Consider the following 13,939-nt stretch of genomic DNA (forward strand, 5'->3'; position numbering starts at 1 on the left):
TCGTTCACAAGTTCTGTGATGACATGTGAAGCAGGACTGGAAGTGAACGGAATCTTAGGCGTACCTTCATAGGGCAGTTTACTTCTCCCAGCCGCCGCTCAGCTCCCGGAACCCCGAAGCCTGCATAAACGCCGTCATCACGTCATGGTCTTCAACGCCGACACCTGCCAGCCACCAGTGCGTAATCGCTGGGTTATCCCGCATCACCTCTTCCAGCAGATACTGACCCACGCCCCGGCGGCGGGTAATTTCACGTACTCGCAGCGAATCCAGCGCACCTTGTTTACCGGTCAACGTCACTCTCACCGCGCCCAATAGGCGATCGTTAAATTTTGCCGCGTAGATCCTTTCATTGTCGCTAAGCGTCAGCGAATCGCTGGAATATTCCGGCCAGATCTTACCGAGGTCAATTTTATCCTGAGCGCTAAACTCAAACAGACGAATGATAGTGAGTTTCATAAGTGAGCTAACCAAAAAGCGGGGAAACCACGAGTGTAACCAATTTATTTGCCTCAGACGCTTTATCTTTTTTATCCCGCTCAGCAGTTGATTACTTTTTGTCGTAAAGCTAAGCCAGCCTTAAACGCGGCAGATTGAATCATGACCAGGATAAAGCACTAAAATCCAGTGAATTGTTCGGCTCTTTGTACCGCTATTTTATGCTGATTTCAGTGCTTTTTTTTGTTTAACTATGGCGAAATACAGAATATTATCTCTACTTAATCGCCTGAAAAATAGAGAGTTTAGCCTGATAAATTGTGAAATTTACCGCTAACTCCTTCAAGGCACTGATAAAAATGAACATTGATTATAAAAAGTACTGCGTGCTTTTTAACCAGGTTATGGGGATGGAACGAATGAAGATGAACGCGAAGACATTACTTGCCGGGCTGGTGGCGTTGGCTGTGTCTCACGCGGCAACCGCTGGAGATATTAAAGTGGCTGTTGTCGGGGCAATGTCAGGCCCGGTAGCGCAGTGGGGCGACATGGAATTTAACGGTGCTCGCCAGGCTATCAAAGACATCAATGCCAGGGGCGGGATCAAAGGCGACAAGCTGGTCGGCGTTGAATATGACGACGCGTGCGATCCTAAACAAGCCGTAGCGGTTGCCAACAAGATCGTTAACGACGGCGTGAAGTACGTTATCGGTCACCTTTGCTCTTCTTCCACCCAGCCAGCTTCCGACATCTATGAAGATGAAGGCATCCTGATGATAACTCCGGGTGCGACCAACCCTGAGCTGACCCAGCGCGGCTACGGCATGATTATGCGTACCGCTGGCCTCGACTCCTCCCAGGCCCCGACGGCGTCCAAATTTATTCTGGAGCACGTTAAGCCGCAGCGCATAGCTATCATCCACGACAAACAGCAGTACGGCGAAGGCCTGGCGCGTGCCGTGCAGGACGGCCTGAAAAAAGGCGGGGCGAACATCGTGTTCTTCGACGGGATCACCGCCGGGGACAAAGACTTCTCCACCCTGGTCGCGCGTCTGCAGAAAGAAAATATCGACTTCGTGTATTACGGCGGCTACTACCCGGAAATGGGGCAGATCCTGCGTCAGGCACGCGCCGTAGGCCTGAAAACCCAGTTTATGGGGCCGGAAGGCGTGGGTAACGCTTCCCTGTCCAACATCGCCGGACCTGCTGGCGAAGGAATGCTGGTCACCATGCCTAAGCGCTACGACCAGGATCCTGCCAACAAAGCTATCGTTGATGAACTGAAAGCGGCGAAGAAAGACCCGAGCGGCCCGTACGTGTGGATCACCTATGCGGCAGTTCAGTCTCTGGCCACCGCCATGGACCGCAGCGGCAGCAAAGATCCTGCTGTGCTGGTGAAAGATTTAAAAGCACACGGTGCGAACACCGTGATTGGGCCGCTGAACTGGGATGAGAAAGGCGATCTGAAAGGATTTGAATTTGGTGTCTTCCAGTGGCACGCCGATGGTTCGTCCTCTGTGGCGAAGTAAGGCGACCACTCGTCATACTTCGAGCCGCAGGTACGTTGGCTGCGCATGCCCACCTCAGTCACATACTTATGTATGCTCCTGAGGATGAGCAAGCTTGCCGCCTTCCTGCGACTCGAATTATTTAGAGTGGATTCAATATCCCGTCCATACGGGTTTGGAAAGGTTAAGTTATGTCCGAGCAGTTTCTCTACTTCCTGCAGCAGATGTTTAACGGCGTCACGCTGGGCAGTACCTATGCGCTGATCGCCATCGGCTATACGATGGTGTACGGCATTATTGGCATGATCAACTTCGCCCACGGCGAAGTGTATATGATCGGTAGCTACGTCTCTTTCATGATCATCGCCGCGCTAATGATGCTCGGAATTGATGTGGGCTGGATGCTGGTAGGCGCAGGCTTTATTGGCGCGATTATCATCGCCAGCGCCTATGGCTGGAGCATTGAGCGCGTGGCCTACAGGCCGGTGCGTAACTCCAAGCGCCTGATTGCGCTGATTTCCGCCATCGGGATGTCCATCTTCCTGCAAAACTACGTCAGCCTGACGGAAGGTTCGCGCGACATCGCGCTGCCAAGCCTGTTTAACGGGCAGTGGATTGTGGGGGCGAGCGATAACTTCACCGCCACCATCACCACCATGCAGCTGGTTATCTGGGTAGTGACTTTCCTCGCCATGCTGGCGCTGACGCTGTTTATCCGCTATTCCCGCATGGGCCGCGCCTGCCGTGCCTGTGCAGAAGACCTGAAAATGGCCAGCCTGCTCGGGATTAACACCGACCGCGTTATCTCGCTCACCTTCGTGATTGGCGCGGCGATGGCGGCGGTGGCCGGCGTGCTGTTGGGCCAGTTCTACGGCGTAATCAACCCGTACATCGGCTTTATGGCGGGCATGAAAGCCTTTACCGCCGCGGTACTTGGCGGCATCGGCAGCATTCCTGGCGCGATGATTGGCGGCCTGATCCTCGGCGTGGCCGAAGCGCTGACCTCTGCCTATCTGAGCACGGAATATAAAGACGTCGTCTCCTTCGCGCTGCTGATTGTGGTGCTGCTGGTGATGCCTACCGGGATCCTGGGTCGTCCGGAGGTTGAGAAAGTATGAAACCGATGCATGTTGTCTTTTCGCTGCTCTCGGCAGCCATGTTCTTTGTTTTAGCATCGGTATTTATGGGCGTTCAGCTGAGCCTGGACGGCACCAAACTGGTGGTGAACAGCGCGCCTTCCGTGCGCTGGGAATGGGTCTATATCGGCACGGCTGTGGTGCTGGCGTTCCAGCTGCTGCGCCCGCTGTTCCAGAAGGGTATGAAGAAAGTGTCCGGGCCGAAGTTTGTGCTGCCGGCGCTGGACGGCTCCACGGTTAAGCAGAAGCTGTTCCTGGGGGCGCTGCTGGTAGCGGCGGTAGCCTGGCCATTCCTGGTTTCACGTGGCACCGTAGACATTGCTACGTTAACCATGATTTACATCATCCTCGGCCTGGGACTGAACGTGGTGGTCGGGCTGTCTGGGCTGCTGGTGCTGGGCTATGGCGGTTTTTATGCCATCGGTGCCTACACCTTTGCGTTGCTGAACCACTATTACGGCCTGGGCTTCTGGACCTGCCTGCCGCTGGCGGGCCTGGTCGCTGCCGCTGCGGGTTTCCTGCTCGGCTTCCCGGTGCTGCGCCTGCGCGGTGACTATCTGGCGATCGTGACGCTGGGCTTCGGCGAAATCGTCCGTATCCTGCTGCTGAACAATACCGAGATTACCGGCGGCCCTAACGGCATCAGCCAGATCCCAAAACCCACCTTCTTCGGCCTGGAGTTTAGCCGTACCGCGCGCGAAGGCGGCTGGGATACTTTCAGCAACTTCTTTAACGTGGCCTATGACCCGAGCGACAGGGTTATCTTCCTTTATCTGGTTGCGCTGCTGCTGGTGGTGCTGTCGCTGTTCGTGATTAACCGCCTGCTGCGTATGCCGCTGGGCCGTGCCTGGGAAGCGCTGCGCGAAGATGAAATCGCCTGTCGCTCGCTGGGCCTGAACCCAACTCGTATTAAACTGACCGCATTCACTATTAGCGCCGCGTTCGCAGGTTTTGCCGGGACGCTGTTTGCCGCACGTCAGGGCTTTGTCAGCCCGGAATCCTTCACCTTTGCCGAGTCGGCGTTTGTGCTGGCGATTGTGGTGCTGGGCGGGATGGGCTCGCAGTTCGCGGTAATTCTGGCCGCTGTCCTGCTAGTTGTCTCTCGCGAGCTGATGCGTGACCTGAACGAGTACAGCATGCTGGTGCTCGGTGGCCTGATGGTGCTGATGATGATTTGGCGTCCACAGGGCCTGCTGCCGATGACGCGCCCGCACGTGAAACTGAGGAAAGAGCAAGTAGTGAAAGGAGAGCAGGCATGAGTCAGCCATTGTTATCCGTAAGCGGTCTGATGATGCGTTTCGGCGGCCTGCTGGCCGTCAACAATGTCTCGCTCGAGCTGCATCCACAGGAAATTGTTTCGCTTATCGGCCCGAACGGGGCCGGTAAAACCACGGTATTTAACTGCCTGACCGGCTTTTATAAGCCAACCGGCGGCACCATTATGCTTCGTGACCAGCATCTGGAAGGCTTACCTGGCCAGCAGATTGCGCGCATGGGCGTGGTGCGTACCTTCCAGCACGTTCGCCTGTTCCGTGAAATGACGGTGATTGAGAACCTGCTGGTGGCCCAACATCAGCAGTTGAAAACCGGAGTGTTCTCCGGGCTGCTGAAGACGCCGGGTTTCCGTCGTGCCCAAAGCGAAGCGCTGGACAGAGCGGCAACCTGGCTCGAGCGTATCGGGCTGCTGGAGCACGCTAACCGCCAGGCGAGTAACCTCGCCTATGGCGACCAGCGCCGCCTTGAGATTGCTCGCTGCATGGTGACTCAGCCGGAGATTCTGATGCTGGACGAACCTGCCGCTGGCCTTAACCCGAAAGAAACCCATGAGCTGGATGAGCTGATCATGGAGCTGCGTAATCACCACAACACCACGGTGTTGCTGATTGAGCATGACATGAAGCTGGTCATGGGGATTTCTGACCGTATCTACGTGGTGAATCAGGGAACGCCGTTAGCCAACGGCACGCCGGAGCAAATCCGCAACAACCCTGACGTCATTCGCGCCTATCTGGGTGAGGCTTAAGATGGAAAATGTAATGCTGTCGTTTGACAAGGTGAGCGCCCACTACGGAAAGATTCAGGCGCTGCACGAGGTCAGTCTGCATATTAAACAAGGCGAAATTGTTACGCTCATCGGCGCCAACGGCGCGGGCAAAACCACGCTGCTCGGGACGCTTTGCGGTGACCCGCGCGCCACCAGCGGTCGCGTTGTGTTTGATGGCAAAGATATTACAGACTGGCACACCGCGCGCATCATGCGTGAAGCCGTGGCGATTGTGCCGGAAGGGCGCCGCGTTTTCTCCCGCATGACGGTAGAAGAGAACCTGGCAATGGGCGGCTTTTTTGCCGAGCGTGACCAGTTCCAGGACCGCATTAAGCGCGTCTACGATCTGTTCCCGCGCCTGCACGAGCGCCGTATTCAGCGGGCGGGCACCATGTCAGGCGGCGAACAGCAGATGCTGGCGATTGGCCGGGCGCTGATGAGCCAGCCGCGTCTGTTGCTGTTAGATGAACCGTCGCTGGGGTTAGCGCCGATCATCATCCAGCAAATCTTCGACACCATCGAGCAGCTGCGCAGCGAAGGAATGACCATCTTCCTCGTGGAGCAGAACGCCAACCAGGCGCTGAAGCTGGCCGACCGGGGCTACGTGCTGGAAAACGGCCACGTGGTGCTGGAAGACACCGGCGATGCGCTGCTGGCGAACGAAGCCGTAAGAAGCGCTTATCTGGGCGGCTAATAAAAGCAAAACGGCAACCTCGGTTGCCGTTTTTTTTGTTTGCACCCTCTCCCTGTGGGAGAGGGGCGGGGTGAGGGCATCAGGCAACCCCGTTTTGTTTGCACCCTCTGCCTGTGGGCTGTTCCTTAGCTACAAATATGTTCTATGAAAGTTCGGCTAATGTTCCGTTCACTTCAATTGCAGCTTTACATGCAGCCACGCCCTTGTTCCCGGCTCTCATCGCCCCCGGTGATGACCCAACTCAGGCGGGGNNGCCGGTGGGTTTACCGCTTCAGCGGCGATGAGCTCGCCGGGCGCCTGGGTTGCCAGGAAGATGTTGGAAGGAAAATGTGTATAAGAAGTAGCTCCCTGCAGGCAGAAAGAAAATATATCTCCCGTCGACGACGAAACATTTCATTCACTCCGCTGTAACTATTCTGTCATCCAGCCGTTATTTTTCTGTCATTCGAGCGTGTCATGTTACCTCGCGAGCATAAAACGCGTGATTTCGCGCATCCGGCACAACAAGAGAGATAACCGAATGACATCGTTACGACACACAGCTTTAGCGCTGACGCTTGGTCTGGCATTTGCCTCCCAGGCGATGGCCGTTACCACGATTCCTTTCTGGCATTCAATGGACGGGGAACTGGGTAAAGAAGTGGATTCTCTGGCAAACCGTTTCAACGAAACGCACCCTGATTACAAAATTGTGCCGGTTTATAAAGGCAACTACGAACAGAGCCTGGCGGCGGGCATCGCGGCATACCGTTCCGGTAACGCCCCGGCCATCCTGCAGGTGTATGAAGTCGGCACCGCGACCATGATGGCTTCTAAAGCGATCAAGCCGGTCTACGAAGTATTCAAAGATGCGGGTATCAGCTTCGACGAGTCTCAGTTTGTACCGACCGTGGCCGGTTACTACACCGACTCCAAAACGGGCCACCTGCTGTCCCAGCCTTTCAACAGCTCCACTCCGGTGCTGTACTACAACAAAGACGCTTTCAAGAAAGCTGGCCTGAACCCGGATCAGCCGCCTAAAACCTGGCAGGATGTGGCTGACTACAGCGCCAAACTGCGCGCAGCGGGCATGAAGTGCGGCTACGCCAGCGGCTGGCAGGGTTGGATCCAGCTGGAGAACTTCAGCGCCTGGCACGGCCTGCCGTTTGCGACCAAAAACAACGGCTTTGACGGCACTGACGCAGTTCTGGAGTTCAACAAACCTGAGCAGGTGAAACACATTGCCCTGCTGGAAGCGATGAACAAGAAAGGCGACTTCACCTATTACGGGCGTAAAGACGAGTCCACCGAGAAGTTCTACAACGGCGACTGCGCGATCACTACCGCGTCTTCCGGCTCCCTGGCTGACATCCGTCAGTACGCGAAATTCAACTACGGCGTAGGCATGATGCCTTACGACGCAGACGTGAAAGGCGCTCCACAGAACGCCATCATCGGCGGTGCAAGCCTGTGGGTGATGCAGGGCAAAGACAAGCCTACCTATACCGGCGTGGCCGAGTTCATGCAATTCCTGGCTAAGCCAGAAATCGCCGCTGAATGGCACCAGAAAACCGGCTACCTGCCGATCACGACCGCCGCTTACGACCTGACTCGTAAAGAAGGCTTCTACGACAAGAACCCGGGTGCGGATACCGCCACTCGCCAGATGCTGAACAAGCCGCCGTTGCCGTTCACCAAAGGCCTGCGTCTGGGCAACATGCCGCAGATCCGTACCGTGGTTGACGAAGAGCTGGAGTCTGTCTGGACCGGTAAGAAAACGCCTCAGCAGGCGCTGGACGCTTCCGTTGAGCGTGGTAACCAGCTGCTGCGCCGCTTCGAGCAGTCTACCAAGTCTTAAGTTCTACCCTCGCTCTCACCCGAAAGGGAGGGAGCAGAGTACGGCGCTCTCTGTCAAAGGAGAGCGTTGTGCTGAGGGGCAAAGCACCGCCTGTAATAACATTAATCGAGTAACCCTATGTCATCATCTCGCCCGGTGTTCCGTTCAAGTTGGCTACCCTATGCGCTGGTCCTGCCGCAGCTGATCATCACCGTCATTTTCTTTATCTGGCCAGCGGGTGAAGCTCTCTGGTACTCGCTGCAAAACCTTGACCCGTTTGGTCTGTCCAGCCACTTTGTTGGCCTGGATAACTTCGTGCAGCTGTTCCACGATAGCTATTATCTGGACTCTTTCTACACCACCATAATCTTCAGTGGCCTGGTGGCGGGCTGCGGGCTGTTGGCTTCGCTGTTCTTCGCCGCGCTGGTGGATTATGTGGTGCGCGGCAGCCGTCTTTATCAGACGCTGATGCTGCTGCCCTACGCCGTAGCGCCCGCCATTGCCGCGGTGCTGTGGATCTTCCTGTTCAACCCAGGGCGCGGGCTGATTACCCACACACTGGAAGAGTTTGGCTATAACTGGAACCACGCGCAAAACAGCGGCCAGGCGATGTTCCTGGTGGTGTTTGCCTCAGTGTGGAAGCAGATCAGCTACAACTTCCTGTTCTTCTTCGCCGCCCTGCAGTCGATTCCGCGCTCGCTGGTGGAAGCCGCAGCGATTGATGGAGCCGGCCCCGTTCGCCGCTTCTTCTTTATCTCGCTGCCGCTTATCGCCCCGGTGAGCTTCTTCCTGCTGGTGGTGAACCTGGTGTATGCCTTCTTCGACACCTTCCCGGTGATTGACGCGGCAACCGGCGGTGGCCCGGTGCAGGCAACCACCACGCTTATCTACAAGATTTATCGCGAAGGGTTTGCCGGGTTGGATCTCTCTTCCTCGGCGGCGCAATCGGTGGTGCTGATGCTGCTGGTTATTGTCCTGACGGTGGTTCAGTTCCGCTTCGTTGAACGTAAGGTGCGCTACCAATGATTGAGAACCGTCGCGGGCTGACTATCTTCAGCCACACCATGCTGATTCTGGGCATCATCGTCATTCTGTTCCCGCTGTACGTGGCGTTTGTTGCCGCGACGCTGGATAACAAAGCGGTATTCGACACGCCGATGACGCTGATCCCCGGCACTCATCTGTGGGAAAACATTAGCTACATCTGGACTAACGGCGTGGCGGTCAACAGCGCGCCGTTCAGCCGCCTGCTGTTTAACAGCACGGTGATGGCGCTGGTGATCACCATCGGTAAAATCGCCGTGTCGATGCTGTCGGCTTTCGCCATCGTCTGGTTCCGCTTCCCGCTGCGTAACCTGTTCTTCTGGATGATCTTTATCACCCTGATGCTGCCGGTCGAAGTGCGTATTTTCCCGACGGTTGAGGTTATCTCTAACCTGAAAATGCTCGACAGCTACACCGGCCTGACGCTGCCGCTGATGGCGTCGGCCACGGCCACGTTCCTGTTTCGCCAGTTTTTCATGACGCTGCCAGACGAGCTGATGGAAGCGGCCCGCATCGACGGCGCCTCGCCGATGCGCTTTTTCTTCGACATCGTGCTGCCGCTGTCCAAAACCAACCTGGCGGCGCTGTTCGTGATCACCTTTATCTACGGCTGGAACCAGTATCTCTGGCCGCTGCTGATTATCACCGATGCTGACCTCGGCACCGCCGTGGCGGGGATCAAGGGCATGATTGCCAGCGGTGATGGCGTCACGCAGTGGAACCAGGTCATGGCAGCGATGCTGCTGACGCTCGTCCCACCGGTTGTTATCGTTTTAGTTATGCAGCGCGCCTTTGTGCGTGGTCTGGTTGATAGTGAGAAGTAGGAACCTTTCATGGCTGGTTTAAAATTACAGGCAGTAACCAAGAGCTGGGACGGTAAAACCCAGGTGATTCAGCCGCTGACGGTTGACGTTGCGGACGGCGAGTTCATCGTGATGGTCGGGCCTTCCGGCTGCGGTAAATCTACGCTGCTGCGTATGGTGGCCGGGCTGGAGCAGGTGACCAGCGGCGATATCTGGATTGACAGCCAGCGCGTCACCGACATGGAACCCAAAGAGCGCGGCATCGCGATGGTATTTCAGAACTACGCGCTCTACCCGCACATGACGGTAGAAGAGAACATGGCCTGGGGCCTGAAAATCCGTGGCCTGGGCAAAGAGCAGATTCGCCTGAAGGTGCTGGAAGCCGCTCGTATTCTGGAGCTGGATGCGCTGCTGACCCGCCGCCCGCGAGAGCTTTCCGGCGGCCAGCGTCAGCGCGTCGCCATGGGCCGCGCCATCGTGCGTGACCCGGCGGTATTCCTGTTCGACGAACCGCTGTCCAACCTTGATGCCAAGCTGCGCGTGCAGATGCGTCTTGAACTTCAGCAGCTTCACCGCCGCCTGAAAACCACCAGCTTGTACGTGACGCACGACCAGGTGGAAGCGATGACCCTCGCCCAGCGCGTGATGGTGATGAACAAAGGTATTGCGGAGCAAATTGGTACGCCAGTTGAGGTTTACGAACGCCCTGCCAGCCGCTTTGTGGCAAGCTTTATCGGCTCGCCGGCGATGAACCTGCTGGATGGAAATATCAGCATCGATGGTTCACGCTTTGAGCTGAACGGCGGCGATGCGCTGCCGATGGGTAGCCAGCGTTTACAGTGGGTTGGCCGCCCGATGACGCTGGGTATCCGCCCGGAACATATTGCGATAAGCTCTCAGGAAGCAGGTGGCATACCAATCGTGGTGGAAACCCTTGAAATGCTGGGCGCTGATAACCTGGTACACGGCCGCTGGGGTGGGCAAAAGGTGGTGATTCGCCTTGGGCACCAGGAACGCTCGCAGCCGGGCACTACGCTCTGGGTTCATCTGCCGGAAGAATATCTGCACTTTTTTGATGGCAAAAACGGACAACGTTTATGAGCAACTGGCCCTATCCAAAAATCGTCGCCCACCGTGGCGGCGGTAAGCTGGCACCGGAAAATACCCTCGCGGCAATCGACGTGGGGGCACGTTACGGCCACACGATGATTGAGTTTGACGCCAAGCTGTCCCGCGACGGGCAAATTTTCCTGCTGCACGACGACACGCTTGAGCGCACCAGCAACGGCTGGGGCATTGCCGGCGAGCTGAGCTGGGACAATCTGCTGAAGGTTGACGCCGGAAGCTGGTTCAGCCGTGAATTTGCCGGTGAGCCGCTGCCGCTGCTTTCTCAGGTGGCCGAGCGTTGTAAACAGCACGGCATGATGGCAAATATCGAGATTAAACCAACCACCGGGCTGGAAACAGAAACCGGGAAAGTGGTTGCTCTGGCGGCTCGGGAACTGTGGGCCGGGCAAACGGCACCGCTGCTTTCTTCTTTCGAGATTGAAGCCCTGGAAGCCGCCCAGCTTGCTGCACCTGAACTGCCTCGCGGCCTGCTGCTGGATGAATGGCGTGATGACTGGCAGGAACTGACCACCCGCTTACAGTGCGTGTCTATTCACCTGAATCATCAGCTGTTAGATGAGGCTCGGGTGAAGGCGCTGAAAGCGGCCGGATTGTACATTCTGGTGTATACCGTGAACGTTCCCCACCGCGCGGCCGTGCTGCTGCAGTGGGGCGTCGATGCTATCTGTACCGATCGCATCGACGAGATAGGTCCGAACTTCTCCGCATAACGCCTTACGGCGTGACCGGCGGCGGCGTTGAACCACTTTGCTTCAGCATGCCGCCGTTATTTCCTTTTAGCATCCCACCATTGGTGTTCGGCAACGGCTGCTGGCTTATGCCCGGCTGCGACTGCAGGACGCGCTGCTGATTGTTGTTCAACTGCGTCTGAAGCTGCTGTTGCTGTAGCTTGCTCTGCGTTTGTATCTGCTGTTTTAACATCCCCTGCTGTTGGGATTGCTGCGTTTGCATTTGCGTCAGCATCCGCTGCTGGCTCGGGTTCTGATAGCCCGGCTGGTTAGGGTTGTTGGTGGTGTTGAGCGGCTGTGCGAGCGCGGTTAGCGGCAGCAAGGCTGCCAGAAGCCATACCTTTTTCATCGTTATCTCCTCCCATCAGGGGTTCCCCTAAGTTTACTCGGTTTCCTTCATCACGATGATTATTTCGGATTTGTGAACCAGGATTAAGCGGGGACTTTCCCCGGGTAAATGAGGATATAACGATGATAAAGCAGTGGAAAATTTTGCGCTGGGTCGCCATTCCGGCGCTGACTATCGGGCTGTGCTTGACGGTGATTGCCGCTCCTCCGCCTGTCTCCTATGGCGTGGAAATGGATGTTTATCATCCGGTACGCGCGGAACACGGCATGGTAGCTTCGGTGGATGCGGCGGCGACTCAGGTTGGCGTCGATATCTTAAAGCAGGGCGGTAACGCAGTGGATGCTGCGGTTGCCGTAGGTTATGCCCTTGCGGTCACGCACCCGCAGGCGGGCAACATCGGCGGCGGCGGTTTTATGATGCTGCGCACCAAAGACGGCAAAACGACCGCCATCGACTTCCGGGAAATGGCGCCGGAAAAGGCCAGCCGGGATATGTTCCTCGACGATAAAGGCAATGCCGATAGCAAGAAATCGCTAACGTCGCACCTTGCCTCCGGCACGCCGGGCACCGTGGCCGGGTTTAGCCTGGCGTTGGAAAAGTACGGCACCCTGCCGCTAAACAAAGTGGTGCAGCCCGCCATTAAGCTGGCGCGGGACGGCTTCATAGTGAACGATGCGCTGGCAGATGACCTGAAACAGTACGGCGCGGAAGTGATCCCGAACCATGCCAACAGCAAGGCTATTTTCTGGAAAGCGGACGGAGAGCCGCTGCAGAAAGGCGACAAGCTGGTGCAGGCCAACCTCGCGAAAAGCCTGGAAATGATTGCTGAGCAGGGGCCGGATGCCTTCTATAAAGGGGCGATTGCCGACCAGATTACCGAAGAGATGGCAAAGAACGGCGGGCTGATAAGCAAGGCGGATTTGGCCAACTACAAGGCGATTGAGCGCCAGCCCGTCAGCGGCGAATACCGTGGCTACGAAGTCTATTCCATGCCGCCGCCGTCCTCCGGCGGGATCCACATCGTGCAGATCCTCAATATCCTTGAAAACTTCGATCTGGCGAAGTACGGCTTTGGCAGCGCGGACACCCTGCAGATCATGGCCGAGGCGGAGAAATATGCCTACGCGGATCGCTCGGAATACCTTGGTGACCCGGACTTCGTGAAGGTGCCCTGGCAGGCGCTGACCAGCAAGGCTTATGCCAAATCGCTGGCCGGGAAAATTGATATCAACAAGGCTCGCCCGTCGAGCGAAATCAAGCCGGGTAACCTGGCCCCGTACGAAAGCAACCAGACCACGCATTTCTCCGTCGTGGATAAAGACGGCAATGCGGTTGCGGTGACCTATACGTTGAATACCACCTTCGGCACCGGGATTGTCGCCGGTAACACCGGCATCCTGATGAACAACCAGATGGATGATTTCTCCGCCAAACCGGGCGTGCCGAACGTTTACGGGCTGGTGGGCGGGGAGGCCAACGCCGTGGGGCCACACAAACGCCCGTTGTCTTCTATGTCGCCCACCATAGTGGTGAAAGACGGGAAAACCTGGCTGGTAACCGGCAGTCCCGGCGGGAGCCGAATTATCACTACCGTGCTGCAAATGGTAGTAAACAGCATTGATTTTGGCATGAACGTGGCAGAAGCGACCAATGCGCCACGCTTCCATCACCAGTGGTTGCCTGACGAACTGCGGGTGGAGAAAGGCTTTAGCCCGGATACGTTGAGGCTGCTGAAAGAGAAAGGGCAGAACGTCGAGGTGAAGGCCGCGATGGGCAGCACACAGAGCATTATGATTGCGCCCGATGGGAAGCTGTATGGCGCGTCCGATCCGCGTTCAGTGGATGATTTAACCACGGGGTATTGATTGCCTTCTTCTCCATGCGGGGGCTGTCTCTTAGACACAAATACCGACGATTGTGCAGGGCTGGTTAATATTCCGTTCACTTCCAGCGCTGTTTCATATTTAGCCACTGCACCGGTGAACGTCTCGGGAGAATCACCGTCATTCCCCCGAGACCCCGGACTCCCGGCCAAATAAATCGCCGCAAGCGGTAAACCTCCGTTTTATCTCCCAGTCCTGGGTCGGCTGAGACGCGTTCCCGACGCTCTCAGCCTCCGGCCGTTCCCGACGTCCGGACCCTGGCCAGTCGGAGAGAAAACGGAGGCGATTTAAGCCGGAACCGAGCCTCGCTTCAAACCCGCAGCTACACAGAACGTCACAGTCGCTTCAAGACTTACAGCCACACCCTT

The 13,939-nt window shown here is 56.8% G+C and carries 13 protein-coding genes; 11 read left to right on the plus strand and 2 right to left on the minus strand.

Going from position 1 to position 13,939, the window contains the following annotated elements; genetic code table 11:
• Positions 1-78 precede the first annotated feature (78 nt).
• A complete protein-coding gene (gene panM, locus HX778_RS05435) occupies positions 79-459 on the minus strand; it encodes an aspartate 1-decarboxylase autocleavage activator PanM (RefSeq protein WP_176981476.1) in 381 nt (126 codons plus the stop codon).
• A 398-nt stretch (positions 460-857) separates the two neighbouring features.
• Between panM and livK the strand changes: the two genes are divergently transcribed.
• The 10 genes from livK to ugpQ all read left to right on the plus strand — a co-directional run bounded on the left by livK (position 858) and on the right by ugpQ (position 11,321).
• On the plus strand, positions 858-1,967 hold the full coding sequence (gene livK, locus HX778_RS05440) for a high-affinity branched-chain amino acid ABC transporter substrate-binding protein LivK (RefSeq protein WP_176981484.1): 1,110 nt from the start codon (positions 858-860) through the stop codon (positions 1,965-1,967).
• A 170-nt stretch (positions 1,968-2,137) separates the two neighbouring features.
• The gene (gene livH / locus HX778_RS05445) at positions 2,138-3,064 is read left to right on the plus strand and encodes a high-affinity branched-chain amino acid ABC transporter permease LivH (protein ID WP_166867959.1); all 927 of its coding nucleotides are present in this window, start codon (positions 2,138-2,140) and stop codon (positions 3,062-3,064) included.
• Complete coding sequence (locus tag HX778_RS05450; RefSeq protein WP_176981477.1) at positions 3,061-4,341, plus strand: high-affinity branched-chain amino acid ABC transporter permease LivM; 1,281 nt, start codon at positions 3,061-3,063, stop codon at positions 4,339-4,341. Before livH ends, HX778_RS05450 begins: the two co-directional genes overlap by 4 nt.
• A complete protein-coding gene (gene livG / locus HX778_RS05455) occupies positions 4,338-5,105 on the plus strand; it encodes a high-affinity branched-chain amino acid ABC transporter ATP-binding protein LivG (RefSeq protein WP_038477929.1) in 768 nt (255 codons plus the stop codon). Before HX778_RS05450 ends, livG begins: the two co-directional genes overlap by 4 nt.
• Before the next feature lies 1 nt (position 5,106).
• A complete protein-coding gene (gene livF, locus HX778_RS05460) occupies positions 5,107-5,820 on the plus strand; it encodes a high-affinity branched-chain amino acid ABC transporter ATP-binding protein LivF (protein WP_081948189.1) in 714 nt (237 codons plus the stop codon).
• Between the two features lie 520 nt (positions 5,821-6,340).
• Positions 6,341-7,657, plus strand: a complete 1,317-nt coding sequence (gene ugpB, locus HX778_RS05465; protein WP_038477935.1) for a sn-glycerol-3-phosphate ABC transporter substrate-binding protein UgpB — start codon at positions 6,341-6,343, stop codon at positions 7,655-7,657.
• Between the two features lie 117 nt (positions 7,658-7,774).
• Positions 7,775-8,662 carry a sn-glycerol-3-phosphate ABC transporter permease UgpA gene (ugpA, locus tag HX778_RS05470; protein WP_176981478.1) on the plus strand — a complete coding sequence of 296 codons (888 nt, stop codon included), beginning with the start codon at positions 7,775-7,777 and terminating at the stop codon, positions 8,660-8,662.
• Positions 8,659-9,504, plus strand: a complete 846-nt coding sequence (gene ugpE / locus HX778_RS05475) for a sn-glycerol-3-phosphate ABC transporter permease UgpE (protein WP_176981479.1) — start codon at positions 8,659-8,661, stop codon at positions 9,502-9,504. Before ugpA ends, ugpE begins: the two co-directional genes overlap by 4 nt.
• Before the next feature lie 9 nt (positions 9,505-9,513).
• Complete coding sequence (locus tag HX778_RS05480; RefSeq protein ID WP_176981480.1) at positions 9,514-10,584, plus strand: sn-glycerol-3-phosphate import ATP-binding protein UgpC; 1,071 nt, start codon at positions 9,514-9,516, stop codon at positions 10,582-10,584.
• Positions 10,581-11,321 (plus strand): glycerophosphodiester phosphodiesterase, encoded by a 741-nt coding sequence (gene ugpQ / locus HX778_RS05485; protein WP_176981481.1) that lies wholly within the window; start codon positions 10,581-10,583, stop codon positions 11,319-11,321. Before HX778_RS05480 ends, ugpQ begins: the two co-directional genes overlap by 4 nt.
• 4 nt (positions 11,322-11,325) lie before the next feature.
• Here ugpQ and HX778_RS05490 read toward each other — a convergent pair whose 3' ends face one another.
• Complete coding sequence (locus tag HX778_RS05490; protein ID WP_176981482.1) at positions 11,326-11,688, minus strand: DUF2756 family protein; 363 nt, start codon at positions 11,686-11,688, stop codon at positions 11,326-11,328.
• A 122-nt stretch (positions 11,689-11,810) separates the two neighbouring features.
• On the opposite strand from HX778_RS05490, the gene ggt reads away from it, so the two are divergent.
• A complete protein-coding gene (ggt, locus tag HX778_RS05495; protein WP_176981483.1) occupies positions 11,811-13,553 on the plus strand; it encodes a gamma-glutamyltransferase in 1,743 nt (580 codons plus the stop codon).
• Positions 13,554-13,939: the final 386 nt, after the last annotated feature.

This window comes from Cedecea sp. P7760 (assembly GCF_013386425.1).
Lineage (GTDB): Bacteria > Pseudomonadota > Gammaproteobacteria > Enterobacterales > Enterobacteriaceae > Cedecea > Cedecea selenatireducens.

What these genes read in the sequence shown, in the direction of transcription:
- panM (WP_176981476.1), bottom strand. Translation starts at nt 459, where the DNA reads ATGAAACTCACTATCATTCGTCTGTTTGAGTTTAGCGCTCAGGATAAA.
- livK (WP_176981484.1), top strand. Translation starts at nt 858, where the DNA reads ATGAAGATGAACGCGAAGACATTACTTGCCGGGCTGGTGGCGTTGGCT.
- livH (WP_166867959.1), top strand. Translation starts at nt 2,138, where the DNA reads ATGTCCGAGCAGTTTCTCTACTTCCTGCAGCAGATGTTTAACGGCGTC.
- HX778_RS05450 (WP_176981477.1), top strand. Translation starts at nt 3,061, where the DNA reads ATGAAACCGATGCATGTTGTCTTTTCGCTGCTCTCGGCAGCCATGTTC.
- livG (WP_038477929.1), top strand. Translation starts at nt 4,338, where the DNA reads ATGAGTCAGCCATTGTTATCCGTAAGCGGTCTGATGATGCGTTTCGGC.
- livF (WP_081948189.1), top strand. Translation starts at nt 5,107, where the DNA reads ATGGAAAATGTAATGCTGTCGTTTGACAAGGTGAGCGCCCACTACGGA.
- ugpB (WP_038477935.1), top strand. Translation starts at nt 6,341, where the DNA reads ATGACATCGTTACGACACACAGCTTTAGCGCTGACGCTTGGTCTGGCA.
- ugpA (WP_176981478.1), top strand. Translation starts at nt 7,775, where the DNA reads ATGTCATCATCTCGCCCGGTGTTCCGTTCAAGTTGGCTACCCTATGCG.
- ugpE (WP_176981479.1), top strand. Translation starts at nt 8,659, where the DNA reads ATGATTGAGAACCGTCGCGGGCTGACTATCTTCAGCCACACCATGCTG.
- HX778_RS05480 (WP_176981480.1), top strand. Translation starts at nt 9,514, where the DNA reads ATGGCTGGTTTAAAATTACAGGCAGTAACCAAGAGCTGGGACGGTAAA.
- ugpQ (WP_176981481.1), top strand. Translation starts at nt 10,581, where the DNA reads ATGAGCAACTGGCCCTATCCAAAAATCGTCGCCCACCGTGGCGGCGGT.
- HX778_RS05490 (WP_176981482.1), bottom strand. Translation starts at nt 11,688, where the DNA reads ATGAAAAAGGTATGGCTTCTGGCAGCCTTGCTGCCGCTAACCGCGCTC.
- ggt (WP_176981483.1), top strand. Translation starts at nt 11,811, where the DNA reads ATGATAAAGCAGTGGAAAATTTTGCGCTGGGTCGCCATTCCGGCGCTG.